The organism is Pseudomonas sp. GW823-FHT02E01, assembly GCF_058797535.1.
In genome coordinates this window covers 469,733-492,967 of record NZ_JBXAJS010000006.1, presented here as the reverse complement: position 1 = coordinate 492,967, position 23,235 = coordinate 469,733, and the positions used below count along the sequence as shown (strand labels likewise).

24 protein-coding genes are annotated in these 23,235 nt (G+C 60.3%); 12 read left to right on the top strand and 12 right to left on the bottom strand.

All coding sequences use genetic code 11. The annotated features are described in order from the left end of the window. Positions 1-17: 17 nt before the first annotated feature. The gene (locus tag AC1RDQ_RS17860) at positions 18-257 is read right to left on the bottom strand and encodes a sulfurtransferase TusA family protein (protein WP_007979782.1); all 240 of its coding nucleotides are present in this window, start codon (positions 255-257) and stop codon (positions 18-20) included. 98 nt (positions 258-355) lie between these two features. Between AC1RDQ_RS17860 and AC1RDQ_RS17855 the strand changes: the two genes are divergently transcribed. Next, positions 356-1,789, top strand: a complete 1,434-nt coding sequence (locus AC1RDQ_RS17855) for a M48 family metalloprotease (RefSeq protein WP_057716020.1) — start codon at positions 356-358, stop codon at positions 1,787-1,789. A gap of 75 nt (positions 1,790-1,864) precedes the next feature. On the opposite strand, the gene AC1RDQ_RS17850 is transcribed toward AC1RDQ_RS17855, so the two are convergent. From AC1RDQ_RS17850 to rpoE, 4 genes are all read right to left on the bottom strand, one after another. Further along, the gene (locus AC1RDQ_RS17850; RefSeq protein WP_090453675.1) at positions 1,865-3,289 is read right to left on the bottom strand and encodes a DegQ family serine endoprotease; all 1,425 of its coding nucleotides are present in this window, start codon (positions 3,287-3,289) and stop codon (positions 1,865-1,867) included. 178 nt (positions 3,290-3,467) lie between these two features. Beyond that, positions 3,468-4,427 carry a MucB/RseB C-terminal domain-containing protein gene (locus AC1RDQ_RS17845; protein ID WP_057716022.1) on the bottom strand — a complete coding sequence of 320 codons (960 nt, stop codon included), beginning with the start codon at positions 4,425-4,427 and terminating at the stop codon, positions 3,468-3,470. Between the two features lie 8 nt (positions 4,428-4,435). Continuing rightward, a complete protein-coding gene (locus tag AC1RDQ_RS17840; RefSeq protein WP_057716023.1) occupies positions 4,436-5,023 on the bottom strand; it encodes a sigma-E factor negative regulatory protein in 588 nt (195 codons plus the stop codon). A 31-nt stretch (positions 5,024-5,054) separates the two neighbouring features. Beyond that, positions 5,055-5,636 (bottom strand): RNA polymerase sigma factor RpoE/AlgU, encoded by a 582-nt coding sequence (rpoE, locus tag AC1RDQ_RS17835; protein ID WP_003172477.1) that lies wholly within the window; start codon positions 5,634-5,636, stop codon positions 5,055-5,057. 552 nt (positions 5,637-6,188) lie between these two features. On the opposite strand from rpoE, the gene nadB reads away from it, so the two are divergent. Beyond that, complete coding sequence (gene nadB, locus AC1RDQ_RS17830; RefSeq protein WP_492587805.1) at positions 6,189-7,805, top strand: L-aspartate oxidase; 1,617 nt, start codon at positions 6,189-6,191, stop codon at positions 7,803-7,805. Here the strand turns inward: nadB and AC1RDQ_RS17825 are convergent. Then, positions 7,774-8,226, bottom strand: a complete 453-nt coding sequence (locus tag AC1RDQ_RS17825; RefSeq protein WP_349733342.1) for a protein YgfX — start codon at positions 8,224-8,226, stop codon at positions 7,774-7,776. The two genes, nadB and AC1RDQ_RS17825, sit on opposite strands and share 32 nt — an antisense overlap. Then, a complete protein-coding gene (locus AC1RDQ_RS17820) occupies positions 8,210-8,464 on the bottom strand; it encodes an FAD assembly factor SdhE (RefSeq protein ID WP_057716026.1) in 255 nt (84 codons plus the stop codon). Before AC1RDQ_RS17820 ends, AC1RDQ_RS17825 begins: the two co-directional genes overlap by 17 nt. A gap of 149 nt (positions 8,465-8,613) precedes the next feature. On the opposite strand from AC1RDQ_RS17820, the gene ygfZ reads away from it, so the two are divergent. Both ygfZ and AC1RDQ_RS17810 read left to right on the top strand, forming a co-directional pair. After that, positions 8,614-9,555 (top strand): CAF17-like 4Fe-4S cluster assembly/insertion protein YgfZ, encoded by a 942-nt coding sequence (gene ygfZ, locus AC1RDQ_RS17815; protein ID WP_492587804.1) that lies wholly within the window; start codon positions 8,614-8,616, stop codon positions 9,553-9,555. 34 nt (positions 9,556-9,589) lie between these two features. Further along, complete coding sequence (locus tag AC1RDQ_RS17810) at positions 9,590-10,411, top strand: HDOD domain-containing protein (RefSeq protein WP_492587803.1); 822 nt, start codon at positions 9,590-9,592, stop codon at positions 10,409-10,411. A gap of 115 nt (positions 10,412-10,526) precedes the next feature. Here the strand turns inward: AC1RDQ_RS17810 and AC1RDQ_RS17805 are convergent, their stop codons facing one another. After that, positions 10,527-11,915 carry a sensor histidine kinase gene (locus AC1RDQ_RS17805; protein WP_223504045.1) on the bottom strand — a complete coding sequence of 463 codons (1,389 nt, stop codon included), beginning with the start codon at positions 11,913-11,915 and terminating at the stop codon, positions 10,527-10,529. Next, positions 11,908-12,579 (bottom strand): response regulator, encoded by a 672-nt coding sequence (locus tag AC1RDQ_RS17800; RefSeq protein WP_007979804.1) that lies wholly within the window; start codon positions 12,577-12,579, stop codon positions 11,908-11,910. Before AC1RDQ_RS17800 ends, AC1RDQ_RS17805 begins: the two co-directional genes overlap by 8 nt. A gap of 237 nt (positions 12,580-12,816) precedes the next feature. On the opposite strand from AC1RDQ_RS17800, the gene AC1RDQ_RS17795 reads away from it, so the two are divergent. Genes AC1RDQ_RS17795 through AC1RDQ_RS17775 form a run of 5 tightly spaced genes read left to right on the top strand, consistent with a single transcriptional unit; the run spans position 12,817 to position 18,189 of the window. Next, a complete protein-coding gene (locus AC1RDQ_RS17795; RefSeq protein ID WP_154861749.1) occupies positions 12,817-14,106 on the top strand; it encodes an OprD family porin in 1,290 nt (429 codons plus the stop codon). A 39-nt stretch (positions 14,107-14,145) separates the two neighbouring features. After that, entirely contained in the window at positions 14,146-15,123 is a 978-nt protein-coding gene (locus AC1RDQ_RS17790) for a Bug family tripartite tricarboxylate transporter substrate binding protein (RefSeq protein ID WP_218495108.1), read from the top strand. Between the two features lie 58 nt (positions 15,124-15,181). After that, on the top strand, positions 15,182-15,640 hold the full coding sequence (locus tag AC1RDQ_RS17785; protein WP_057716032.1) for a tripartite tricarboxylate transporter TctB family protein: 459 nt from the start codon (positions 15,182-15,184) through the stop codon (positions 15,638-15,640). Between the two features lies 1 nt (position 15,641). Continuing rightward, on the top strand, positions 15,642-17,156 hold the full coding sequence (locus AC1RDQ_RS17780) for a tripartite tricarboxylate transporter permease (RefSeq protein ID WP_150814280.1): 1,515 nt from the start codon (positions 15,642-15,644) through the stop codon (positions 17,154-17,156). Next, on the top strand, positions 17,149-18,189 hold the full coding sequence (locus tag AC1RDQ_RS17775; RefSeq protein WP_492587802.1) for an AbrB family transcriptional regulator: 1,041 nt from the start codon (positions 17,149-17,151) through the stop codon (positions 18,187-18,189). Before AC1RDQ_RS17780 ends, AC1RDQ_RS17775 begins: the two co-directional genes overlap by 8 nt. Positions 18,190-18,291: 102 nt before the next feature. On the opposite strand, the gene ung is transcribed toward AC1RDQ_RS17775, so the two are convergent. Further along, positions 18,292-18,984, bottom strand: coding sequence for a uracil-DNA glycosylase (gene ung / locus AC1RDQ_RS17770; RefSeq protein WP_492587801.1), 693 nt, complete (start codon positions 18,982-18,984; stop codon positions 18,292-18,294). 132 nt (positions 18,985-19,116) lie between these two features. Between ung and dspII the strand changes: the two genes are divergently transcribed. Beyond that, positions 19,117-20,229 carry an enoyl-CoA hydratase/isomerase DspII gene (dspII, locus tag AC1RDQ_RS17765; protein ID WP_154947598.1) on the top strand — a complete coding sequence of 371 codons (1,113 nt, stop codon included), beginning with the start codon at positions 19,117-19,119 and terminating at the stop codon, positions 20,227-20,229. 144 nt (positions 20,230-20,373) lie between these two features. Here the strand turns inward: dspII and AC1RDQ_RS17760 are convergent, their stop codons facing one another. Together AC1RDQ_RS17760 and AC1RDQ_RS17755 are read right to left on the bottom strand one after the other, a co-directional pair. Continuing rightward, the gene (locus AC1RDQ_RS17760; protein ID WP_150814277.1) at positions 20,374-20,826 is read right to left on the bottom strand and encodes a DUF1517 domain-containing protein; all 453 of its coding nucleotides are present in this window, start codon (positions 20,824-20,826) and stop codon (positions 20,374-20,376) included. 167 nt (positions 20,827-20,993) lie between these two features. Next, complete coding sequence (locus AC1RDQ_RS17755; protein WP_079246796.1) at positions 20,994-21,248, bottom strand: hypothetical protein; 255 nt, start codon at positions 21,246-21,248, stop codon at positions 20,994-20,996. A 287-nt stretch (positions 21,249-21,535) separates the two neighbouring features. Here AC1RDQ_RS17755 and AC1RDQ_RS17750 point away from each other — a divergent pair, with 287 nt between their 5' ends. Together AC1RDQ_RS17750 and AC1RDQ_RS17745 are read left to right on the top strand one after the other, a co-directional pair. Further along, positions 21,536-23,029, top strand: coding sequence for a sensor domain-containing diguanylate cyclase (locus tag AC1RDQ_RS17750; RefSeq protein WP_492587800.1), 1,494 nt, complete (start codon positions 21,536-21,538; stop codon positions 23,027-23,029). After that, a complete protein-coding gene (locus AC1RDQ_RS17745; RefSeq protein WP_057716038.1) occupies positions 23,016-23,234 on the top strand; it encodes a cysteine-rich CWC family protein in 219 nt (72 codons plus the stop codon). Before AC1RDQ_RS17750 ends, AC1RDQ_RS17745 begins: the two co-directional genes overlap by 14 nt. The last annotated feature ends 1 nt before the right edge of the window (position 23,235 follow it).

The following is a 23,235-nucleotide window of genomic DNA, read 5'->3' as shown; positions in this document are numbered from 1 at the left end:
AGTAAACGCAGCCGATTTCAGGCTTTTTTCAACCAGTAGCGGTAAACACCCGCCTCATCTTCTTCACGAAGCAGGGTATGACCGGCCAATCGGGCAAAGGTGCGAAAGTCGCGTTGCGAACCCGCATCGGTGGCGATGACCTTGAGCACCGCGCCACTGGCCAGCCGGTTGAGCTCCATCTTGGCCTTGAGCAACGGCAACGGGCAATTCAGGCCGCTGGCGTCCAGTTCAACGTCATGCTCTACAGCGTCGGTCATTGCATCACTCCGGGTCAGGTGGTTGTGTTGCCTAGAATATCTGGTCGCAACGCCGGTGTCCGGCTACAGTAAGGTCTTTGTCGACTAAGGCTTTGTGCATGACTTTTTTGCGCCCCACCCTGCTGACGCTCGCTTGCCTGCTCGCCTCACCGGGCTTTGCCGACGACCTGCCGTCACTCGGCGACGCCAGTTCTGCCATTGTCTCTCCGCAACAGGAATACCAGCTCGGCCGCGCCTGGCTGGCAATGTTGCGCAGTCAGGTTTCGCAGCTCAACGATCCGCAGCTCAAGAATTACGTGGAATCCAGCGTTTACCGACTGGTCGAGACCAGCCAGGTCACTGACCGACGCCTGGAATTCATCCTGATCAACAGCCCGCAGCTCAACGCCTTTGCAGCGCCGGGCGGGATCGTCGGGGTGAACGGTGGTTTGTTCCTCAACGCCCAGACCGAGGGCGAATACGCTTCGGTACTGGCGCACGAATTGGCTCACTTGTCGCAGCGCCACTTTGCCCGGGGCGTCGAAGCGCAGCAACGCATGCAAGTACCCATGATGGCTGCATTGCTGGCGGGTATCGTGCTGGCAGCCGCCGGTGGCGGTGACGCCGGGATCGCGGCCATTGCCGGCACACAGGCCGCAGCCATCCAGGAACAGCGGCGATTCTCCCGCCAGAACGAGCAGGAAGCCGACCGTATCGGCATCCTCAATCTGGAAAAAGCCGGTTACGATCCCCGCTCGATGCCAACCATGTTCGAACGGCTGGGGCGTCAGTACCGCTACGATGCCAAGCCACCGGAATTTCTGCTGACCCACCCGGTCACCGAATCGCGTATCGCCGACACCCGCAACCGCGCCGAACAGTTTCCAAAGGGCGGTATCGAAGACAGCATGCGCTACCAACTGATCCGCGCACGCGTACAGCTGATCTATGAAGAAACCCCGGGGCTTGGCGCCAAGCGCTTCCGCGCCCAGCTCGACGAGAACCCGAAAAACGACGTGGCACGCTACGGCCTGGCGATCGCCCAGATCAAGGGCGGCCAACTGAACGAAGCACGGGAAAACCTCAAGCAGTTGCTGGCCAAGTCACCCAACGAAATCATCTACAACCTGGCTCAGGTCGATCTGGATATCACCAATAATCGCCTGGCGGATGCCCAGTCCCGGGTTGACCGGTTGATGGGCCAATACTCTGGCAACTACCCGCTGAACCAGATTCGCGTCGACCTGCTGCTCAAGCAAAACCGTACTGCGGATGCGGAGAAAGCCCTCGAAAGCCTGCTCAAGTCCCGCCCGGATGACCCGGACGTGTGGTATCAGGTTGCCGAGACGCGCGGCCTGTCGGGCAATATCATCGGCCTGCATCAGGCTCGCGCTGAATACTTTGCGCTGGTCGGGGACTACAAACAGGCCATTCAGCAACTGGACTTCGCCAAACGCAGGGCTGGCAGCAACTTCCCGCTGTCTTCGCGGATCGACGCGCGGCAACGCGAGCTGATGGAACAAGAGCGCATGATCAAGGACATGATGGGCTGACGCCCCGGCGATAAAAGGTCCGGACACAAAAAACCGCCTCTTTCGAGGCGGTTTTTTATGCAACCAACAACCGGGTTATTCAGCCAGCTTGAAGGTGATGAAGCTCGCACGCCCCTGACGCAGTACCCGCATCGACACCGAACGGTTCTTTGGCAGCGCCTTGGCGATGTCCGCGAACTCCTTGGTGGAACCGATGGCCTGGTTGTTCAGATGGGTGATCACATCACCCGGCTGCAAGCCGATCATGGCAGCAGGGCCGTCCTGCACTTCCTTGATCAGCACACCACCCTTGAGGTCGTAGGTTTTCTTCTGCTCGTCAGTCAGCTCGACCACGGAAACACCCAGGCGATTACTGCTGCGCTCAATGCTGGATTTTGGCAGCGCATCCAGCTCCTTGCCTTCTTCCGGAATCGCGCCGACCGTCAATTCGACATTCTTGCGCTTGCCGTCACGAATCACTTCCAGATCGGCCTTGTTGCCAGCCTTCAACGCGCCAACCAGATGCGGCAGATCGGCCGACATGACGATTGGCTGACCGTTCATGCTCAGGATCACGTCGCCAACTTGCAGGCCGCCCTTGGCAGCCGGACCATCGTCCTGGATCTGGGCGACCAGCGCACCGGCCGGTTTCTCCAGGCCGAACGACTCGGCCAGGTCCTTGCTCACTTCCTGAATCACGACGCCCAGCCAGCCACGGCTGACCTTGCCACCGGATTTCAGCTGATTGGAAACATCCATGGCCACGTCGATCGGGATTGCAAACGACACGCCCATGAAGCCACCGGAGCGGGTATAGATCTGCGAGTTGATCCCGACCACCTCACCGTTGAGGTTGAACAGCGGACCACCGGAGTTACCCGGGTTGATCGGCACGTCGGTCTGGATGAACGGCACATAGTTTTCGTTCGGCAGGCTGCGACCGACGGCACTGACGATACCTTGGGTCACCGTGTGGTCAAAGCCGAATGGCGAACCGATCGCGACAACCCATTGGCCAGCCTTCAGGTCCTGGGATTTACCGAGCTTGAGCACGGGCAGATCCTTGCCTTCGATTTTCAGCAGCGCCACGTCGGAACGTGGATCGGTACCGATCAGCTTGGCTTTCATTTCGCTGCGATCGGCCAGGCGGACGAGGATTTCGTCAGCATCGGCGATCACGTGATTATTGGTCAGGATATAGCCATCGGAAGAGATGATGAAACCCGAACCCAGGGAGGTTGCCTCGCGCTGACGGTCACGAGGTGAGCGCGATTGTGGCGGCATGCCCCGTTCGAAGAACTCGCGCAGCATCGGTGGCAAGCCTTCGAGGTCGGGCATCTGCTGGTTGACTTTGCGATCCGGCAGCTTTTGCGTGGTACTGATGTTCACGACCGCAGGCGAGGCCTGTTCGACCAGTTGCGTAAAATCAGGCAATTCGACCGCTTGGGCGGTGACCGCCTGACCGAGCACCAGCACGGTGGCAATAATGGAAAGGTAGGACTTCAAGCGTGGTATCGACATACGGCTCCCGTTACGACGAGCATGGTTAAGCGATATGGAGCAAGGAACACCGGGAACAATACGCCGGTATTTTTGTTCCGGGAACAACAAACAAGGCCAGAGCCGAGGGGCTCTGACCTATAAAAAATTTACGGGATTTTTGCAAACTGAAATGCTCACGAAACATTTCAAATTCAGCTCACTGCTTGGTTGCAGCGGCGTCGGTGCGCATTGAAAGCGCTATCCGTTCAGCAGTACCGACCGGTATCTCGCCAACGACAGTCACCATCATGTCGCCCTGTGCCGTGGCCAGGCGCCGGGAAACCGCAACGGTCGGCCCCAACTGAGTACGGGTGTCGGTGACTGTTGCGCCATTCAACGGCTCGAGGAATACCGAAAAACGCGTCAGGCCATCGTCATACATCAGGCTATTGACCTGGGTCTTGGTCTGCGGATCCTTGCGAGCGGTGCTGCTGGTCAGCTCGAAGCCGGGCGGCAACCAGTCGGAACGCCAGACTTGGGCAGCCTTGACGGCAGAGGCCTTGTCACTTTCGAGATTGACCGGCTTGCAATCATTACTGGCCTGCAGGTCTTGTTCGGAAGGGACGTCAGCGGTATCCATTTGCGTGAACTGGAAGCGCTCCAACAACCGCCCCTTGTCGTCCAGTAGCAAGGACTTCAGAGGCAGGCCGGTTTCCTTGTCCAGATGCAGTTCAAAACCGTAGCGGTGCTGATCACGGGGTGTCAGCGATACGATCACCGCCGAACGCCCGGCGACACGCGACTTGCCGATGACGGCCAGGTCATACCAATTCTTGAGCTTTTGAGGATCGAGTGCACGGGCGGCGGAGTTCGGGGAGTCCCCAAGCCCTGCTATCAGTGTGCCGCTGACGCATTGGGTTTGCCCATCAATGCGAACGACTTCCTGAGCGGAACCGTCGAGCTGGATCAAACGCTCGCGGACCTTTCCATCCTGGACGCGGTGCCAGATGTTATGGGTAGAAAAACTACCGTTACGCTCGTAGACGAAAGTACCCTGAAAGCTTTGCTGTTGCTCTGCCTGGCCCAGGCGGGTCAACCAGTCCTGGGCTTCACCGGCTTGGGCTGGAACGATGAACCAGCCGCTGAGCAGAAGCGAAAGTAGAGGTATGGCGCGCATGATCCTCCTTAACGGTTTTCCAGACTTGCGGCACGAGCGTAAGGCAGAGCGCTCTCAGTGCCTTTCAATGCAGCCTGTTGTGCGTGTTGGCGCAAGTAACCTGGCAGACGCTGATCGTGCCAGCCTGGCTGACCTTGCAGTACGCCGTTGGCCATTGGGCCAGTAGCATCCGAACTCTCATTGTAGCCTGCCAAAACGGCTGGGCCTTTTACTTGTGGAGCAGCCAGTCCGGGTTGAGCGGATTGCTGGGCCAGTTCGACACCGGCGATCTCATCCTGGTTGTACAGACGCACGCCGGCCAGCACCGCCAGGGTCACCGAGGCAGCGACCGCCAGACGACCCAGGCTGCGCCATGGACCACGGGAAGCTTTTGCCGGTACGGCTTCGTCAGCCAGGGCAGCAGAAACAGCCGCGGCGATGTCCAGGCGTGGAAGCAGCAGATCCTTGTGCATCACTGCCCGAGCGATCTGATAACGAGCCCAGGTTTCACGGGTTTCTACATCGTCACAGGCATTCAATACCCGACGCAATTCCAATTCGTCCGCTTCGTTATCCATCACTGCGGACAGCGATTCCTGCAGGGCTTCACGACTCATGGCGTTCCTCTCTTGGCTGTCGCCGCTGTCTTTAGTTTTCCTGCAACAACGGCTGCAGGGCTTTGTCGATGGCCTCCCGGGCGCGGAAAATCCGGGAGCGCACGGTGCCTACCGGACATTGCATGACACTCGCAATGTCCTCGTAACTCAGACCATCAAACTCACGTAAAGTTAAAGCCGTACGCAAATCTTCCGGCAGTTGCTGAATGGTTCGATGGACGGTGCCTTCGATCTCATCCCGCAGCAAAGCCCGCTCTGGCGACTCGAGATCCTTGAGGCCATGATCGCCATCGTAGAACTCTGCATCCTCGGAACTGACATCGCTATCCGGCGGCCGACGGCCGCGTGAAACCAGATAGTTTTTCGCCGTGTTGATGGCGATGCGGTAAAGCCACGTATAAAACGCGCTGTCTCCGCGAAAATTTCCAAGTGCACGGTATGCCTTGATAAAGGCTTCTTGTGCCACATCCTGGGCTTCATGGGTGTCGTGCACGAAACGCACGATCAACCCGAGAATTTTGTGCTGGTATTTCAGCACTAGCAGATCGAAAGCACGCTTGTCGCCGCGCTGAACGCGTTCGACCAGTTGCTGATCCTCTTCCTGGGTTAGCATGAACACTCCTCGATGAGCTCGGAGGAGGCTTGCAGAAGTAAACCACCAGACTTGCAAACATAGACTCGGGCTTTTCGCAAAAGTTCTCCCCCTCCAGGCAAGTTTCCTGCGGGCTCTGATTTGGCACGCACGAAAAGCGCAGCACGAGTTGACCCGGCTGCGCGGATAATCTTGTCATCGGATTCTTCAGCAAGGATCGAACTGCAATCCGGCACTGAAGCCGACACTGTCCCTTGTTTCAGGCAACCGTCTATTGATCTTGGCCCTTTGGCAAAAGTTCCAATTATTTATAGCCGTACCAACCCGACATTGTGCAACCGTGAAGGGAAAAAGACTGTTAAATCGGCGATACAGTCATTCTCGCGCCCAACGGGCAGAAAAACATCCGACGAAGCGACCGATGTTTTGCGTCACGGTAGTTTCACAATGCCATGCTAGCTCGGGTATTGTGCCGCTCCCCCCCTCTATATACTAGTGGGCAGTGCGGCTGCATTGACTCGAAAGTCCAGCTGCGCCACCCCCGACCCGGGTCGCTTTGAGCGGAATCCTGAAATGAGCCAACAGTTTCAACACGATGTTCTGGTAATTGGCAGCGGTGCTGCCGGCTTGAGCCTTGCGCTGACCTTGCCCGGTCATTTGCGCATTGCCGTTCTGAGCAAGGGCAACCTCGCCAATGGCTCGACTTTCTGGGCCCAGGGCGGCGTTGCGGCCGTTCTCGATGACACCGATACCGTTGAGTCCCATGTCGATGACACCCTCAATGCCGGCGGCGGCCTGTGTCATGAGGACGCCGTGCGCTTTACCGTCGAGCACAGCCGGGAAGCGATTCAATGGCTGATCGACCAGGGCGTGCCCTTTACCCGCGATGAACAATCGGGTAACGAAGATGGCGGGTTCGAGTTCCACCTCACCCGCGAGGGCGGTCACAGCCATCGGCGCATCATCCACGCAGCCGATGCCACCGGCGCTGCCATTTTCACTACCCTGCTCGACCAGGCCCGGAAACGACCGAACATCGAACTGCTGGAGCAGCGGGTTGCGGTTGACCTGATTACCGAGAAACGCCTGGGACTCGAAGGTGATCGCTGCCTCGGCGCCTATGTGCTCAATCGCGGTACCGGTGAAGTCGACACCTACGGCGCCCGCTTTGTGATCCTCGCCTCCGGTGGTGCCGCCAAGGTTTACCTCTACACCAGTAACCCTGACGGCGCCTGCGGCGATGGCATCGCCATGGCCTGGCGCTCGGGCTGCCGGGTGGCGAACCTGGAATTCAACCAGTTCCACCCTACTTGCCTGTATCACCCGCAAGCCAAGAGTTTCCTGGTCACCGAAGCCCTGCGAGGCGAAGGTGCCCACCTGAAGCTGCCCAACGGCGAGCGCTTCATGCAGCGCTTCGATCCACGGGCCGAGTTGGCCCCACGAGACATCGTTGCCCGGGCCATCGACCATGAAATGAAGCGCCTGGGCATCGACTGCGTCTATCTGGACATCAGCCACAAACCCGAAGCCTTCATCAAGACGCACTTCCCGACGGTGTACGAACGCTGCCTGGAATTTTCCATCGACATCACCAAACAACCGATCCCGGTGGTCCCGGCGGCGCACTACACCTGCGGCGGCGTGATGGTCGATCAACAGGGTCGCACCGATGTGCCGGGGTTGTATGCCATCGGCGAAACCAGTTTCACCGGCCTGCACGGCGCCAACCGCATGGCCAGCAACTCGCTGCTGGAATGTTTCGTCTATGCCCGCTCGGCGGCCGCGGACATTCTCGAACAGTTGCCCCGGGTTCCGATGCCAACGCCCCTTCCCGCCTGGGATGCGAGCCAGGTCACCGATTCCGATGAAGACGTGATCATTGCGCACAACTGGGATGAGCTGCGGCGATTCATGTGGGACTACGTTGGCATCGTGCGCACCAACAAGCGCCTGCAACGGGCGCAACATCGCGTGCAGCTGTTGCTGGATGAAATCGACGAGTTCTACAGCAACTACAAGGTCAGCCGGGACTTGATCGAGCTGCGCAACCTGGCCCAGGTTGCCGAGCTGATGATTCTGTCAGCCATGGAACGCAAGGAAAGCCGTGGCCTGCATTACACCCTCGACTACCCGGACATGTTGCCGGTCGCGCTGGACACTATTCTGGTACCGCCCACCTACGTCGGCTGAATTTGAGCCGCACCCGCAGGCGTCGGTGCACATCCGCCGCCTGCGCATCCCGGGGTACGCAAATGGCCCTGACCCGGCGCTCGCCCCGTAATCGAAAACGCAGTACCACCACCAACGGCAGCGCCAGGCTGTCCGGCCTTAGTTGCACGGGCTGCCAGCCCTTGGCACGACTCCACAACTGCCAGCCATCGGCATCGCGCCGCAAGCCGCAAAAGGCCTGCGGGTGGGTCAGCAGGATTTGCCGGGGCAACAGCCAGACTCCGTGAACCACGCACAGCACGGCGCCGAGCGAGCTGGCCCAGACCGGAATCGACAGTAAAAACAACGAACCCAACGCGAACAGCTGGGCCAGAAGATAGGCCGCCAGCAACTGCCGTGAGGCATGCCAGCGGCATTCGAACCCATTACTTGGGCTGGACACGATCCAGGATCATGCGAACCATGCGTTGCAGCTCAGGATCTTCCGATTCGCTGCGTTCCATGAACCAGCCGAACATGTCCTGATCTTCGCATTCGAGCAACCTGACATAGCAGGCGCGATCAACCTCGTTGAGGTGCCGATAAACCTCTTTCACAAACGGCACCAGCAACACATCAAGCTCAAGCATGCCGCGGCGGCTGTGCCAGTAGAGGCGGTTCAGTTCAACATCTTCGACCATGGAGCGCTCCTCAAATAGGCCGCAAGTATACAGGCCCGCGCCCCGTCGAACAGTCGGCTTTGGTCGGCCACCGTCGAGCCTTTGTTAACTACCCATTTCGAAGGCGGCCCCTTATGATGTCCATCAGACTTTTTACCCTGCGATGACCCATGGCCGATTCTGCTTTTTTCTGCACCCTTTCTCATGAAGGTGTTCTCGCGGTCCGCGGCGCGGACGCCAGCAAATTCCTGCAAGGCCAACTGACCTGCAACCTCAACTACCTGAGCGATTCCCGGGCCAGCCTCGGTGCCCGCTGCACGCAAAAAGGCCGGATGCAATCGAGTTTCCGCATCCTGCTCGAAGGTGACGGCGTGGCCCTGGCCATGGCCACCGAATTGCTCGAACCGCAACTGGCGGACCTGAAAAAATACGCAGTATTTTCCAAGTCGAAACTGACCGACGAAAGTGCCGCCTGGGTCCGCTTCGGCATCGACCATGGCGACGCCGCGCTGGTCAGCCTCGGCCTGGACCTGCCGGCAGAAACCGACAGCGTCGTGCGCAACGATGGATTGATTGCCATACGCGTCTCGCCTGAACGTGCCGAACTGTGGGTTGCCGCCGGTCAAGCCGATGCGGTCAAAGGCAAGCTTTCGGCTGTGCTGAGCGAAGGCGATCTGAATCAATGGCTGCTGGGCCAGATCCGCGCCGGGATCGGCCAGGTCATGCCCGGCACCCGCGAGTTGTTCATCCCCCAGATGCTCAACCTGCAAGCGGTCGGTGGCGTGAGTTTCAAGAAAGGTTGCTACACCGGGCAGGAAATCGTCGCGCGGATGCAGTACCTGGGCAAACTCAAGCGCCGCCTGTATCGCCTGCAACTGGCTGCCGGCGAACTGCCTGAACCGGGTACCCCGCTGTTTTCCCCGACCCACGGCAGCGCCATCGGCGAAGTGGTGCTGGCGGCCCGCGCCGGACAGAACATTGAACTCCTGGCTGTGTTGCAAGCCGAAGCAGCAGAAAGTGGAGACATCCACCTGGGCGTGCTCGAAGGGCCGTCCTTGCAGCTGCTCGACCTGCCTTATGAACTGGACCGCGACCGCGAAATCCAGCAATAACGGCAGCACTTGGCGCGACACCTAGAGAGATTAAATGAGCAAGCTGGCGGAAAAGGTCCAACAGGATTTGGTTGAGGCCATCAATAACGATGACCTGGTTCTGCCAACGTTACCGGAAGTGGCCCTGCAGATTCGCAAGGCCGCGGAAAACCCGGAAGTCAGCGTCAGTACCCTGAGCAAAGTGATCGGCCGTGATACCGCGCTGTCGGCACGCCTGATCAAAGTGGTCAACAGCCCACTGTTGCGCGCGACCCAGGAAGTGACCGATCTGCATACCGCGATCACCCGCCTGGGCATCAACTACAGCTGTAACCTGGCGATCGGCCTGGTCATGGAGCAGATTTTCCATGCCCGCTCCGACGTGGTGGAACAGAAAATGCGCGATGTCTGGCGTAAAAGCCTGGAAATCGCCGGCGTCAGCTACGCCTTGTGCCGCAGTTACACCCGACTAAAGCCCGATCAGGCGGCCCTTGGCGGTCTGGTGCACCAGATCGGCGTGCTGCCGATCCTGACCTACGCCGAAGATCACTACGAGCTGCTGTCCGACCCGGTCAGCCTCAACCATGTGATCGACCGGATTCATCCGCTAATCGGTGAAAAACTGCTCAGGGTCTGGGAATTTCCCGACATGCTGGTGCAAGTGCCGCGGCTATACCTGAACTTCAAGCGCCAGTCTGCGCAGGTCGACTATGTGGATCTGGTGCAGGTGGCCAGCCTGTATTGCCTGCAGGACACCGATCACCCGCTCGCCAGTACCGATGCGTTGAACGTACCGGCCTACAAGGCACTTGTAATCGATTTTGACGACAAGGCGATGTGCGCCGACCTGGAAGAAACACGCACGATGTTTTACTGATCAAAGACCGCGTTGCCCCCCTTCGCGAGCAAGCCCGCTCCCACATTGAACCGAGTCGCCGCTGATCAAATGTGGGAGCGGGCTTGCTCGCGAAGGGGCCTGAACAGACGCGGCATCAATCCCCCGCAACAAAACTCACCCGCACCTTCAACCCCGCCCGCTCGCCATCGTGCAGGCTGATCTGGGCCAGATGCGCGCGGCAGATCTCACCGACAATCGCCAACCCCAATCCGGAACCGGCCACTTGCTGATTGCGGCGATAAAAGCGCTCGAATACCCGATCGCGTTCTTCAAGAGGTATGCCGGGGCCATCATCTTCGACTTCCAGCACGGCGGGCGCCGAGACCCGCAGAATCACGTTGCCACCCGGCGGCGTGTGGGCAAGTGCGTTATCCACCAGATTGCTCAGCAGTTCGTTCAATAACGTCGGCTCGCCCCGCAGCCAGACCGGTTCATCCGCCTCCAGCGCCAGCGCGATACCACGCTTGTGGGCCAACGGCGCCATGGCCATGCCCAGTTCCCGTGCCAACTGACTCAGGTCGAGTAACTGCGCGCCGCCCTCGGCAATCGCCCGGGCACCATTTTCGACCCGCGCCAGGGAAAGCAACTGATTGGCCAGATGAGTCAATCGATCAGTGCCCTGGGCGGCAGTCTCCAGCGTGCTGCGCCAGATATCGGGCTCGGCCGAGCGCAGACCCAGCTCCAGGCGCGCCTTGAGTGCCGCCAGCGGCGTGCGCAGTTCGTGGGCGGCGTCGGCGATGAATTGTGCCTGCTTCTCGAACTGGCCACGCAAGCGCTCGGTAAAGTGATTGAGTGCGCGCACCAGCGGCCACAATTCGCGCTGCACTTCCACCAAAGGCAAGGGGCGCAGATCGTCCGGCTGGCGCTCTTCCACCGCCGTGCGCAAGCGCTCCAGCGGGCGCAACGCAGCACTCACCGCGAACCACACCAGCATCAACGCACCGATTGCCAGCATGCCCAGGCGCAGCAAAGTATCCGCCGCCAGACTGCGGGCCATGCTGACGCGCGCCTCATCGGTTTCCGCCACGCGAATTTCCGCCATGCCATTCATGTTCGGCTCGCTCACGGGCTTGAGCAGGCTCACCACGCGCACGTTCTGCCCGCGGTACTGGGCGTTGTAGAAACGTGCAAGCGCCGGATAGTCATCGGTGCGCGGCGTTCCCGGCGGTGGCGCGGGCAGGTTTTCGTAACCGGAAATCAGCTTCTGATTGATGTCGTTGACCAGGTAGAAAATTCGCCCGGCACTGTCGTAGGCAAAGGTATCGAGGGCCACGTAGGGCACGTCGGCACTCAGGGTGCCGTCGCGCTGGGAGACGCCGGCAGCGATGGTTCGCGCCGACGCCAGCAGGGTCCGGTCATAGGCCGTATCGGCAGCTTCGCGTCCGTTCCAGTAGGCGCTCAAACCACTGGCCAGCATCAACACCACCAGCAGCAGCGCCAGGTTCCACAGCAACCTCCAGCGCAGGCTGCTGGGCTTATGCATCGCGGCTTTCCAGCAAGTAACCGAGGCCGCGGAAGGTCACGATGGCGACCGGCTGACCGTCGAGTTTCTTGCGCAGGCGGTGCACGTAGATTTCGATGGCATCGGGGCTGGCCTCTTCGTCGAGGCCGAACACTTGCGACGCCAGCTGCTCCTTGCTCATCACCCGACCGGGGCGCGCGATCAGGGCTTCGAGCACGGCCTGTTCGCGGGAGGTCAGGGTCAGCAATTCTTCCCCGAGGGTGAAACGCCGGGTTTCCAGGTCATAGGCCAGTACACCACAACGCTGAATTCGTTCACCGCCCAGCACACTGCGGCGCAACAAGGCCTTGACCCGGGCTTCGAGCTCGGTCAGCTCGAACGGCTTGGCCAGGTAGTCGTCGGCGCCGAGGTTGAGGCCGTGGACCCGGTCCTTGACGTCGCTGCGGGCGGTCAGCATCAACACCGGCAGGTTCTTGCCCCGCGCCCGCAAACGCGCCAGCACTTCGAAACCATCCATGCGCGGCAAGCCGACGTCGAGGATCGCCATGGCGTATTCCTCGCTGCCCAGCGCCAGGTCGGCTGCCACGCCATCGTGCAGAACGTCCACGGTCAGCCCGGTGCTCTTGAGCGCCTGGGCGACACTTTCGGCGAGCTGCAAATGGTCTTCGACGAGCAGAACACGCATGGATCTTTACCTCATTCCGGGATGGTCGACGCCATTCTCTGGCGCGAAGTTTACAGCCGCAACCGCCGCTGTGAAGCCCGAAAACCGTGAAAGTCAGCTGAAAGGTTAGCGAAAGGTTAGCCCGTTACAGTCCAGCCACGGACAGTTTCGACTGCCGTCGCTGCAGCCACACAGCGATACGAAAAACGCCTCGAAGCGTTTTCGACAAATAAGAACAATAAACGGAGTAAGTCATCCATGCAGTCCCTGCAGACCCAGGCTATCGCGCCTGCCCGCCTCTCCCGTTTCAGCCACACTGCGCTTGCCAGCGCTGCCGCCCTTGCCGGCTTTTCGCCGTTGAGCCAGGCCGCATTCTTCGAAGACAGCTCGGCCACTTTCGAAACCCGCAACATGTACTTCAATCGCGACTTTCGCGACGGCACCAGCGCCCAACAGTCCAAGCGTGACGAGTGGGCCCAGGGGTTCATGCTCAATCTGAAATCAGGCTACACCGACGGCACCGTGGGGTTCGGTGTCGATGCGCTGGGCATGATGGGGGTTAAGCTCGATTCGAGCCCGGACCGTACCGGTACCGGCCTGCTGCCGACCGACGATGGGCGCGCCGTCGACGAATACTCCAAGCTCGGCCTGACCGGCAAAATGAAAATCTCCGCCAGCGAGCTGAAAATCGGCACCCTGATCCCGGAATTGCCGATCCTCAAGCCCAATGACGGGCGCATCCTGCCGCAGACCTTCGAGGGCGGCATGCTGACCTCCAAAGAGCTCAAGAACCTGACCTTCACCGGCGGGCGTCTGGATAAAGCCAAGGACCGCGACAGCACCGATTTCGAGGACATTGCCCTCAACAACAAGAACGGCCGTTTCGCTGGCACCGTGGCCGGCAAGCACTTTGATTTTGGCGGCCTGGACTACAAGCTCACCGACAAGATCACCGGCAGCTACCACTTCGCGCAACTCGATGAAGTCTACAACCAGCATTTCCTCGGTTTGATCGCTTCGCAGCCATTTGGCCCCGGCACTTTTGGCACCGACCTGCGGTTTGCCATCAGTGATGACCAGGGCGAGGCCCGTGGCGGCAAGATCGACAACAAGTCCCTCAACGGCCTGGTGAGTTACGCCTTGAGTGGCCACAAGTTCAGCGCGGGCTACCAGCACATGTCCGGCGACAGCGCATTCCCGTATGTGGATGGCGCCGACCCGTACCTGGTGAACTTCGTGCAGATCAACGACTTTGCCGGCGCCGAAGAACGCTCCTGGCAAGCCCGTTATGACTTCGACTTCGTCACCCTCGGCGTCCCCGGTCTGACCTTCATGAGCCGCTATGTGAGCGGTGACAACATCAAGCTCAAGAACGGTGACGAAGGCAAAGAGTGGGAACGCAACTCCGAGATTAAATATGTTGTACAAAGCGGCGCGCTCAAGGATGTCGCCGTGCGCCTGCGCAATGCCACCTACCGCTCCAACTACTCTGCTCGCGATGCCGATGAAGTGCGTCTGCTGGTGAGCTATAGCGTTGCCCTTTGGTAATTCAGTGCGTCCATAACAACAACTCCCAAGGAGACTTGAATGAACCTGTCAATGCGTAAAATTGCCCTCGCGGCCAGCGTACTGCTGTTTACCGGCCATGTGCTTGCCGAACCCAAACGCCCGGAATGCATCGCACCGGCCTCGCCCGGCGGCGGTTTCGACCTGACCTGCAAACTGGCGCAAAGCGCGCTGATCAACGAAAAACTGCTGACCAAACCGATGCGCGTGACCTACATGCCCGGCGGCGTTGGCGCAGTGGCCTACAACGCAGTGGTCGCCCAACGTCCGGCCGATGCCGGCACCCTGGTGGCCTGGTCCAGTGGTTCGCTGCTGAACCTGGCCCAGGGCAAGTTCGGTCGTTTCGATGAAAGCCACGTGCGCTGGCTGGCCGCCGTTGGCACCAGCTATGGCGCCATCGCGGTGAAAAGCGATTCGCCCTACAAGACCCTCGACGATCTGGTCCAGGCACTGAAGAAAGATCCGAGCAAAGTGGTGATCGGTTCCGGCGGCACCGTCGGCAGCCAGGACTGGATGCAAACCGCGCTGATCGCCAAGGCCGCCGGGATCAACCCCCGTGACCTGCGTTACGTTGCCCTCGAAGGTGGCGGCGAGATTGCTACCGCCCTGCTCGGCGGCCACATCCAGGTCGGCAGCACCGACATCTCCGACTCCATGCCGCACATCCAGAGTGGCGACATGCGCCTGCTGGCGGTGTTCTCCGACAAGCGCCTGGACGAGCCGGAAATGAAGGACATTCCGACAGCCCGCGAGCAAGGCTACGACATCGTCTGGCCGGTGGTTCGCGGCTTCTACCTCGGGCCAAAAGTCAGCGATGAAGACTATGCCTGGTGGAAGGACTCCTTCGACAAGCTGCTGGCCTCCCCCGAGTTCGCCAAGCTGCGCGACCAGCGTGAACTGTTCCCGTTCGCCATGACCGGCCCGGAACTGGACACCTACGTGAAGAAGCAGGTTGCGGACTACAAAGTGCTGGCCAAAGAGTTCGGCCTGATCCAGTGATCGCCTCTGTCTAGCGGCCGCGGCTCCGTTTGGCGGAGTCGCGGCACAGGAGTTCCCCATGCTCTTACAACGCATTTTTGCTTCGGTGCTGTTGCTGGCCTGCCTCAGCCTGGTGGCGATGGCCTGGCCCTACCAGGCACCTTTTTCCTACGAACCGATCGGCCCGCGAGCCTTCCCCCTGCTGATGCTGGGACTGATGGGCCTGGCGCTGGTGTACATGGTGTATCGCCCTTCGCCGATCAAGCACACCGATGAAGAGCCACCGCTGGATCGCGAAACCCTGACCAAAATTGGTGTTTGCGTACTGTTGCTGCTGGTCTTCGCCGGGCTGTTCGAACCGCTGGGCTTCATTCTCAGCAGCATGTTGGTTGGCATACCGATGGCTCGCCTGTACGGCGGACGCTGGCTGCCGGGCGCGATAATCATCAGCCTGATGAGCGTCGGTCTGTACCTGCTGTTCGACAAAGTCATGGACGTGCCACTGCCTCTGGGCCTGCTCGACGTTCTGGAGAACTGATATGGATACGCTTGGTTATTTGAGTCACGGCTTCGGCGTCGCACTAACCCCTTACAACCTGGTGACCGCCCTCAGCGGCACGCTGATCGGCACCGTCGTCGGCCTGCTGCCGGGGCTGGGGCCGATCAACGGTGTGGCATTGCTGATCCCGATTGCGTTCGCACTGGGCCTGCCGCCGGAGTCGGCATTGATCCTGCTGGCGGCGGTGTATCTGGGTTGCGAATACGGCGGCCGGATCAGTTCGATCCTGCTGAACATTCCCGGCGAAGCCTCCACCGTGATGACGACCCTCGACGGCTACCCGATGGCCCGTCAAGGCCTGGCCGGTGTTGCCCTGTCGCTGTCGGCCTGGAGTTCGTTCATCGGCGCGTTCATCGCCACCTGCGGGATGGTGGTGTTCGCGCCGATGCTGGCGAAATGGGCGATTGCCTTCGGCCCGGCGGAATACTTCGTGCTGATGGTGTTTGCGATTGTCTGTCTCGGCGGCATGGCCGGCGACCGCCCGCTCAAGACCTTCATCGCCGCGCTGATCGGGCTGTTTCTGTCGACGGTCGGCATTGACGCCAACAGCGGTGTGTACCGCTTCACCGGCGATAACATCCACCTCACCGACGGCATTCAATTCGTAGTGCTGGTGCTGGGCCTGTTCTCCATCAGTGAAATCCTGTTGCTGCTGGAAAAAACCCACCGTGGCCAGGAAGCCTTCCAGGCGACCGGGCGCATGCTGTTCAACTTCAAGGAAGCCGCTTCGGTGTTCTGGGTGAACATGCGTTGTGGCGTGCTCGGCTTCATCATGGGCGTACTGCCGGGTGCCGGAGCGACGCTGGCCAGTGCGGTGGCCTACATGACCGAGAAACGCATTGCCGGCCCAAGCGGCAAATTCGGCCAGGGCGACAAACGCGGTCTTGCGGCCCCGGAAACCGCCATCGGTGCCGAAGCCTGCGGCGCGTTGGTGCCGATGCTGACCCTCGGTGTTCCCGGCTCGGGCACCACGGCGGTGATGATCGGTGCGCTGTCGCTGTACAACATCACGCCCGGCCCCCTGCTGTTCCAACAGCAACCGGACATCGTCTGGGGCCTGATTGCGTCATTGTTTATCGCCAACATCATGCTGGTGATCCTCAATATCCCGATGATCCGCATCTTCACCAAAATCCTCGCCGTGCCGAACTGGGCGCTGGTGCCGATGATTGCGATCATCACCGCTATCGGCGTGTACGCGGTGCATGCCACCACCTTCGACCTGTTCCTGATGATCGGTATCGGCATCTTCGGCTACATCCTGCGCAAGCTCGACTTCCCGCTGTCGCCGGTCCTACTGGGTTTCATCCTTGGCGGCTTGATGGAGCAGAACCTGCGTCGGGCGCTGTCGATCTCCAACGGTTCGCTGGACATCCTCTGGTCGAGCGGCATCACCGTCGGTGTCTGGGGGTTGATCGTGGTCATGCTGCTGGTGCCGATTGTGCGGATCTGGCGTAAACGCTCAGTGGCGCAACGCGTTGTCGCCGATGTCTGATCGGTCCCCCTTCAAACTCTGGTGGGGAACCCCGCTGGTCGGCCTGCTTGGCGGTTTCCTCGCCAGCCAGGTCGGCTGGCCTTTGCCGTGGATGGTCGGCTCGTTGCTGGCGATCATCCTCGTGCGCTGCCTGACACCCTGGCAATTGGCCGAAATCCCTGGCGGGCGCAAGTGCGGCCAGTGGATCGTCGGTATCGGCATCGGCCTGCACTTCACCCCGGTGGTGATGGAGCAGGTGCTGAGTCATTTCGGTTTGATTTTCTTTGGTGCGTTGGTCACCAGCCTGTCCGCCGTGGTCGGCGTGTGGCTGATGCGCCGTACCGGAGAAGATCGCGCCACGGCGTTCTTTTCCAGCATGCCCGGCGGTTCCGGGGAGATGGTCAACCTCGGCGCCCGCAATGGGGCGGTACTCAGCCGTGTGGCGGCGGGGCAGAGTTTGCGGGTGTTGGTCGTGGTGCTCTGCGTGCCGGCAGCCTTCAAGTATTTGTTGGGCGACGGTGCGCCGATTTCCCACGCTGGCAGCATCGATTGGCGCTGGCTGGCGGTATTGTTTCCCGCTGGCGCGTTGGCGGCCTGGATCTGGGAGCGCCTGCGTCAACCCAACCCCTGGCTGTTCGGTCCGTTGCTGGTCAGTGCGGCCGTCAGCATCGGCTGGGACCTGCACATCGGCTTGCCCAACGGCGGTAGCCAGATTGGCCAATGGTTGATCGGCAGCGGTCTGGGCTGTCACTTCAACCGGCAGTTTTTCCGGCGTGCGCCGTCGTTCATGGGGCGCACCCTGATCGGCACGGTGTTGACCATGCTGATCGCCACGGCGGCGGCATTGGGTTTGAGTGCGCTGACCCATCTGGATCTGCGTTCACTGACCTTGGGCATGATGCCCGGCGGGATTGCCGAGATGAGCCTGACAGCGGAAACCCTGCAACTGTCGGTGCCGCTGGTGACGGCGATGCAGGTGATGCGGCTGTTGTTTGTGTTGTTTCTGGCGGAGCCGTTGTTCAAGTACTGGAACCGGGGTCCGGATTCAGTCTGATAGACCGAGTTGCCTTCATCGCGAGCAAGCTCGCTCCCACAGGGTTCGCGTGATCCTTGTGGGAGCGAGCTTGCTCGCGATGGGGCCCTCTTGCTCAGCCCATCAAACCGGCGGCAACCGCCACTCGATCGGCGTCTCGCCATTCTGCTCCAGAAACTTGTTGGTCCGGCTGAAGTGTCCGCAACCGAGAAAGCCGCGATAGGCCGACAGCGGTGACGGATGCACCGAGGTCAACACCAGATGCTTGGTCGCATCGATCAGCTTCTGCTTGCTCTGGGCATGGGCGCCCCACAGCATGAAGACCAGGTGCGGTTGCTGTTGGCTGACCACTTCAATGACCCGATCGGTGAAAAACTGCCAGCCCTTGTCCTTGTGCGCATTGGCATTGGCACGCTCCACGGTCATGGTGGTATTGAGCATCAACACGCCCTGCTCGGCCCAGCTTTGCAAGTAGCCATGGTTGGGAATGTCGATGTTCAGGTCGCGTTTGAGCTCTTTGTAAATGTTCACCAGCGACGGCGGCGCCGGCACGCCCGGTTGCACCGAGAAGCACAAGCCATGGGCCTGGCCCGGGCCGTGATAAGGGTCCTGCCCGAGGATCACTACCTTGACCTTGTCCAGCGGCGTGGAATTGAGCGCGTTGAAAATCATCGGCCCCGGCGGATAGATCTCCTTACCGGCCGCCCGCTCCTGTTGCAGGAAGTTTCGCAACTCTGCCATGTAGGGCTGGTCGAATTCGGCACGCAGTGCCTCCTTCCAGCCCGGTTCGAGTTTGATACGGTCGTCAGCAGTCATGGTTACATCCGGAAAAAACAATGGGGCGAACCCTAGGAAAGCGCATCACGCTTGTCAATTGATCTGACGCAGATCCGGCACTTTCCCACACAGCGATCATACTTAACCCTCAAATTCCCGATCGAGGTCACGATGAATCTGCACTTCGAAGAACTCACCGGCACCGACGGCGCGCGCATCGGCATCGCCAGCCTGGATGCCGAAAAGTCCCTGAACGCCCTGTCCCTGCCGATGATCAACGCCCTGCGCGACCGAATGGGGGCCTGGGCCAAGGACCCGCAGATCGTCTGCGTTCTGTTGCGCGGCAATGGTGCCAAGGCCTTTTGCGCCGGCGGCGAAGTGCGCAGCCTGGTGGAAGCCTGTCGCGTCCATCCGGGCGAAGTACCGCCACTGGCCGCGCAGTTCTTTGCGGCGGAATATCGCCTGGACTTCAAACTTCATACCTACCCGAAACCGCTGATCTGCTGGGGCCACGGCTATGTGCTCGGCGGTGGCATGGGACTGTTGCAAGGGGCAGGCATCCGCATCGTCACGCCGAGCAGCCGCTTGGCCATGCCGGAGATCAGCATCGGCCTGTACCCGGACGTTGGCGCCAGTTGGTTTCTGTCGCGCCTGCCCGGCAAGCTCGGGTTGTTCCTGGGCCTGACCGGTGCGCACATGAACGGCCGCGATGCCATCGACCTGGACCTGGCCGATCGTTTCCTGCTCGATGAGCAGCAGCCGCAATTGATCGAAGGCCTGTTGCAATTGAACTGGCAGGAACAGACACCCATGCAGCTCAACAGCCTGCTCAAGGCCTTGCAGCAGGAAGCCGTGGCGCAGATGCCCGAAGCCCAGTGGCTGCCGCGCCGCCAGCAGATCGACGAACTGCTGGATGTCAGCGACGTGCGTTGCGCCTGGAAGGCCATCAGCGCCTTGCGCGATCACACCGACCTGTTGCTGAGCCGCGCCGCCAGGACCCTGAGCGAAGGCGCTCCGCTGACCGCTCGTCTGGTGTGGGAGCAGATCATTCGAGCCCGACACCTGTCATTGGCCGAAGTCTTCCAGATGGAATACACCCTGAGCCTCAACTGCTGTCGGCATCCGGAATTCAGCGAAGGCGTACGTGCCCGGCTGATCGACAAGGACCAGAAGCCGCACTGGCACTGGCCGGACATCAACAACGTGCCGGACGCGGTGGTAGAGGCGCATTTTCACAAGGCTTGGGAAGGTCGGCATCCGCTGGCGGATTTGTCCGAATACTGAAAACTGCACACAACACTGTGGGAGCGGCGGTGCGACGATTCGACTTGCTCGCGAAAGCGTCATCTCAGCAACATTGATGTTGACTGACACTCCGCCTTCGCGAGCAAGCTCGCTCCCACATTCAGAGTTGTGTTTTGTACAAAGCTATCGGTGGCCGCCCCGCCCGCTGCGATAGCCTCGACCGTTACCGCGATAGTCGTTGTTCCAGTTCCCGCGGTTACGGCCGTCCCAGCCATGGTTGTGATGCGTGCGGTAGTCGCCACGCGACGGCTGATAGTAACGAGGGGCCGACTGGTAATGGCGCGATGGTTGATACATCCGCGGCTGCGAGTAATAGCGCGACGGTTGATAGATCCGTGGCTGTGAGTAATAGCGCGGTGTCGGCTGGTAATACCGCGCTGGCGGCACGTAGTACCGGGGCGGCGGTGTGTAGTAACCGCCACCATTGGAGTAGTAGGAACTCCCCCCGGCGTAATAGGTTGGCGATGGCGAGGTATAGACCTCGGAACTGTAGTAACTGCCTCCTTCATCGTAATAAGGCACGCATCCACCAAGGGACAATCCCAACACAGCTAGCAGAAGAATTCGACAGAGCATGGCGGCCTCCTGGACCGCGGGTAAGCCACACCAGCGACGCTGGCAGGCGACAGTCAAATGTTCGGTGACTGTCGAAAGATCAGACACCGAATTCGGAATCTGGTGCGCCATCGAAACAAGTGGAAACATCTGGCCGATGAAAGGTTTTTCATCCATTCGCGCCCTGATTAACGGTGGCCACCTCGATGTCCACCGCCATGATGTCCGTGTCCGCCGCCGTGGCCACGGTAGTAACCATGCCCACCGTAGTAATAGGCGCGATAACCACCGTAATAACGCGGACCGTAGTAACCGTAGTAATAGGGCGAGTAGTAGCCGGGGTAGTAATAAGGTCCCCCGTAGACGTCGGCAGGACCGGCGTAGTAGTAGCAGCCAGACAATCCAAGACCCAGTACTGCACCTAACAATAATCGACGCAACATGGCGGCCTCCGTAAAGACCTGTAACAGCAGTCGGCACGCTCCGACTTACACCTGTTTTGACTGGCAATCCCCTGCCAAGTGCGACGTCACACCCACCGTCTGATCAGCGGCGGACAGGTTCCAATGCGGTGCACACGAGCACCATCAAAGTGCCGCCTCATTCACGCTGGCGGCGGGCGTAACCCTTCGTGGAATGTGGGAACGACCATTCGCGGCACACATGGAGCAGTTATTTCCCCGCAGTGCCATTAGAATGCAACCATCGGATGACTGCCAATGGAACTGCCATGCCGCTTCGCTCGCCGCTGTACTCTCAACGTTCGTTGGTGCTCACGCTGGTCGCATTGCTGGGCGCAGGTTTCCTCGCCACCTCCTTCCTCAGTTACTACGCCTCCCGGGCCTCGATCCGCGACAACATCGTCAACACCGAACTGCCGCTGACCTCGGATACGGTCTACTCGGAAATCCAGAAAGACCTCGTCAGGCCGATCCTGATTTCCTCGATGATGGCTCGCGACACCTTCATGCGCGACTGGGTGGTCAATGGTGAAAAGGATTCCGACCAGATGACCCGTTACCTCAACGAGGTCATGACCCACTACGGCGCCTACACCGCGTTCTTCGTCTCCAACACCAGCCTGACCTACTACCACGCCAAGGGTGTGCTCAAGCAGGTCAAGACCACCGAGCCCCGCGATGCCTGGTACTTTCGCGTGCGGGACATGAAGGATCCGTACGAGATCAACGTCGACCCGGATCTCGCCAACAAGGACAACCTGACCTTCTTCATCAACTACAAGGTCTACGACTACAACAGCCGATTCATCGGCGCGGCCGGGGTTGGCCTGACCGTCGATGCCGTGATCAAGCTGATCGACAAGTACCAGCAGCGCTATCAACGCAGTGTGTATTTCGTCGACAACTTCGGGCGCCTGGTGCTCACCGGCGCCGAAGGGGGTCCGCAGGGTGCGCACATCGGGCAGAAACTCAGCGAACTCGACAGCATGAAAGACCTGGTCAGCCGGCTGCCCAAACCCCACAGCGGCAGCTATGAATACTCCGTGCAGGGCCAGGGGCATTTCCTCAACGTGCGGTTTATCCCGGAGCTGAACTGGTACCTGTTCGTCGACAAACGCGAAGACAGTGCCCTAGGTGAAATCCGCCAGTCGCTGTACCTCAACCTGCTGATCTGCCTGCTGGTCACCTTGATCGTGCTGGCCCTGCTCAGCCGGGTGATCAAACGCTATCAGGACAAGATCCAGGCCCAGGCCATCCTCGACAGCCTGACCGAACTGCCCAACCGTCGCGGCTTCGACCTGCTGGCCGCGCAGGCCATGCACGAAGCCCGGCGCGAGCCCAAGCCGCTGACCGCTTTGCTGCTGGACCTGGACCACTTCAAGGCGCTGAACGACACCTACGGCCACCTGGCCGGCGACCAGGTACTGATCGGTTTCGCCCGGGATCTGGAAAGTTGCCTGCGGCACTCCGACATCGTCTGCCGCTGGGGTGGTGAAGAGTTCATCGTGCTGCTCAAGGACACCGACGGTAAGACCGGCCTGATGATTGCCGAGAAAATTCGCCAGCACGTGGAACAACAGCGCTATGCCTACAACAGTCAGGCCTTGCATGTGACCGTCAGCATCGGCATCACCACCCAGCAGCCCGATGATACCTTGCACAGCCTGCTGTCACGGGCGGATCATGCGATGTATCGGGCCAAGCAAACTGGCCGTAACCGAACCTGCGTGGAAAAACCTCACTTCAGCTATGAACCAGCCTGACCTCTGCCCGGCCTGCGGTGCATCCAACGACTGCGCCCTGGCCGACCCGCGAACCGCCGACCGCGCCTGCTGGTGCTACGGCGTCAGCATCGACCCGGCGGTGCTCCAGGCGCTGCCGGCGGAACTGCGCGACGCCTCGTGCCTGTGCCCGCGCTGCGCTGAGGTCGAGGCGCAGTTGCAAGCAGCGTCCGGGTCGATCAAGTAAG

Bases quoted from the DNA above. Each gene is read 5' to 3' on its own strand.
- AC1RDQ_RS17860 (WP_007979782.1), bottom strand. From the start codon at position 257: ATGACCGACGCTGTAGAGCATGACGTTGAACTGGACGCCAGCGGCCTG.
- AC1RDQ_RS17855 (WP_057716020.1), top strand. From the start codon at position 356: ATGACTTTTTTGCGCCCCACCCTGCTGACGCTCGCTTGCCTGCTCGCC.
- AC1RDQ_RS17850 (WP_090453675.1), bottom strand. From the start codon at position 3,289: ATGTCGATACCACGCTTGAAGTCCTACCTTTCCATTATTGCCACCGTG.
- AC1RDQ_RS17845 (WP_057716022.1), bottom strand. From the start codon at position 4,427: ATGCGCGCCATACCTCTACTTTCGCTTCTGCTCAGCGGCTGGTTCATC.
- AC1RDQ_RS17840 (WP_057716023.1), bottom strand. From the start codon at position 5,023: ATGAGTCGTGAAGCCCTGCAGGAATCGCTGTCCGCAGTGATGGATAAC.
- rpoE (WP_003172477.1), bottom strand. From the start codon at position 5,636: ATGCTAACCCAGGAAGAGGATCAGCAACTGGTCGAACGCGTTCAGCGC.
- nadB (WP_492587805.1), top strand. From the start codon at position 6,189: ATGAGCCAACAGTTTCAACACGATGTTCTGGTAATTGGCAGCGGTGCT.
- AC1RDQ_RS17820 (WP_057716026.1), bottom strand. From the start codon at position 8,464: ATGGTCGAAGATGTTGAACTGAACCGCCTCTACTGGCACAGCCGCCGC.
- ygfZ (WP_492587804.1), top strand. From the start codon at position 8,614: ATGGCCGATTCTGCTTTTTTCTGCACCCTTTCTCATGAAGGTGTTCTC.
- AC1RDQ_RS17810 (WP_492587803.1), top strand. From the start codon at position 9,590: ATGAGCAAGCTGGCGGAAAAGGTCCAACAGGATTTGGTTGAGGCCATC.
- AC1RDQ_RS17805 (WP_223504045.1), bottom strand. From the start codon at position 11,915: ATGCATAAGCCCAGCAGCCTGCGCTGGAGGTTGCTGTGGAACCTGGCG.
- AC1RDQ_RS17800 (WP_007979804.1), bottom strand. From the start codon at position 12,579: ATGCGTGTTCTGCTCGTCGAAGACCATTTGCAGCTCGCCGAAAGTGTC.
- AC1RDQ_RS17795 (WP_154861749.1), top strand. From the start codon at position 12,817: ATGCAGTCCCTGCAGACCCAGGCTATCGCGCCTGCCCGCCTCTCCCGT.
- AC1RDQ_RS17790 (WP_218495108.1), top strand. From the start codon at position 14,146: ATGAACCTGTCAATGCGTAAAATTGCCCTCGCGGCCAGCGTACTGCTG.
- AC1RDQ_RS17785 (WP_057716032.1), top strand. From the start codon at position 15,182: ATGCTCTTACAACGCATTTTTGCTTCGGTGCTGTTGCTGGCCTGCCTC.
- AC1RDQ_RS17780 (WP_150814280.1), top strand. From the start codon at position 15,642: ATGGATACGCTTGGTTATTTGAGTCACGGCTTCGGCGTCGCACTAACC.
- AC1RDQ_RS17775 (WP_492587802.1), top strand. From the start codon at position 17,149: ATGTCTGATCGGTCCCCCTTCAAACTCTGGTGGGGAACCCCGCTGGTC.
- ung (WP_492587801.1), bottom strand. From the start codon at position 18,984: ATGACTGCTGACGACCGTATCAAACTCGAACCGGGCTGGAAGGAGGCA.
- dspII (WP_154947598.1), top strand. From the start codon at position 19,117: ATGAATCTGCACTTCGAAGAACTCACCGGCACCGACGGCGCGCGCATC.
- AC1RDQ_RS17760 (WP_150814277.1), bottom strand. From the start codon at position 20,826: ATGCTCTGTCGAATTCTTCTGCTAGCTGTGTTGGGATTGTCCCTTGGT.
- AC1RDQ_RS17755 (WP_079246796.1), bottom strand. From the start codon at position 21,248: ATGTTGCGTCGATTATTGTTAGGTGCAGTACTGGGTCTTGGATTGTCT.
- AC1RDQ_RS17750 (WP_492587800.1), top strand. From the start codon at position 21,536: ATGCCGCTTCGCTCGCCGCTGTACTCTCAACGTTCGTTGGTGCTCACG.
- AC1RDQ_RS17745 (WP_057716038.1), top strand. From the start codon at position 23,016: ATGAACCAGCCTGACCTCTGCCCGGCCTGCGGTGCATCCAACGACTGC.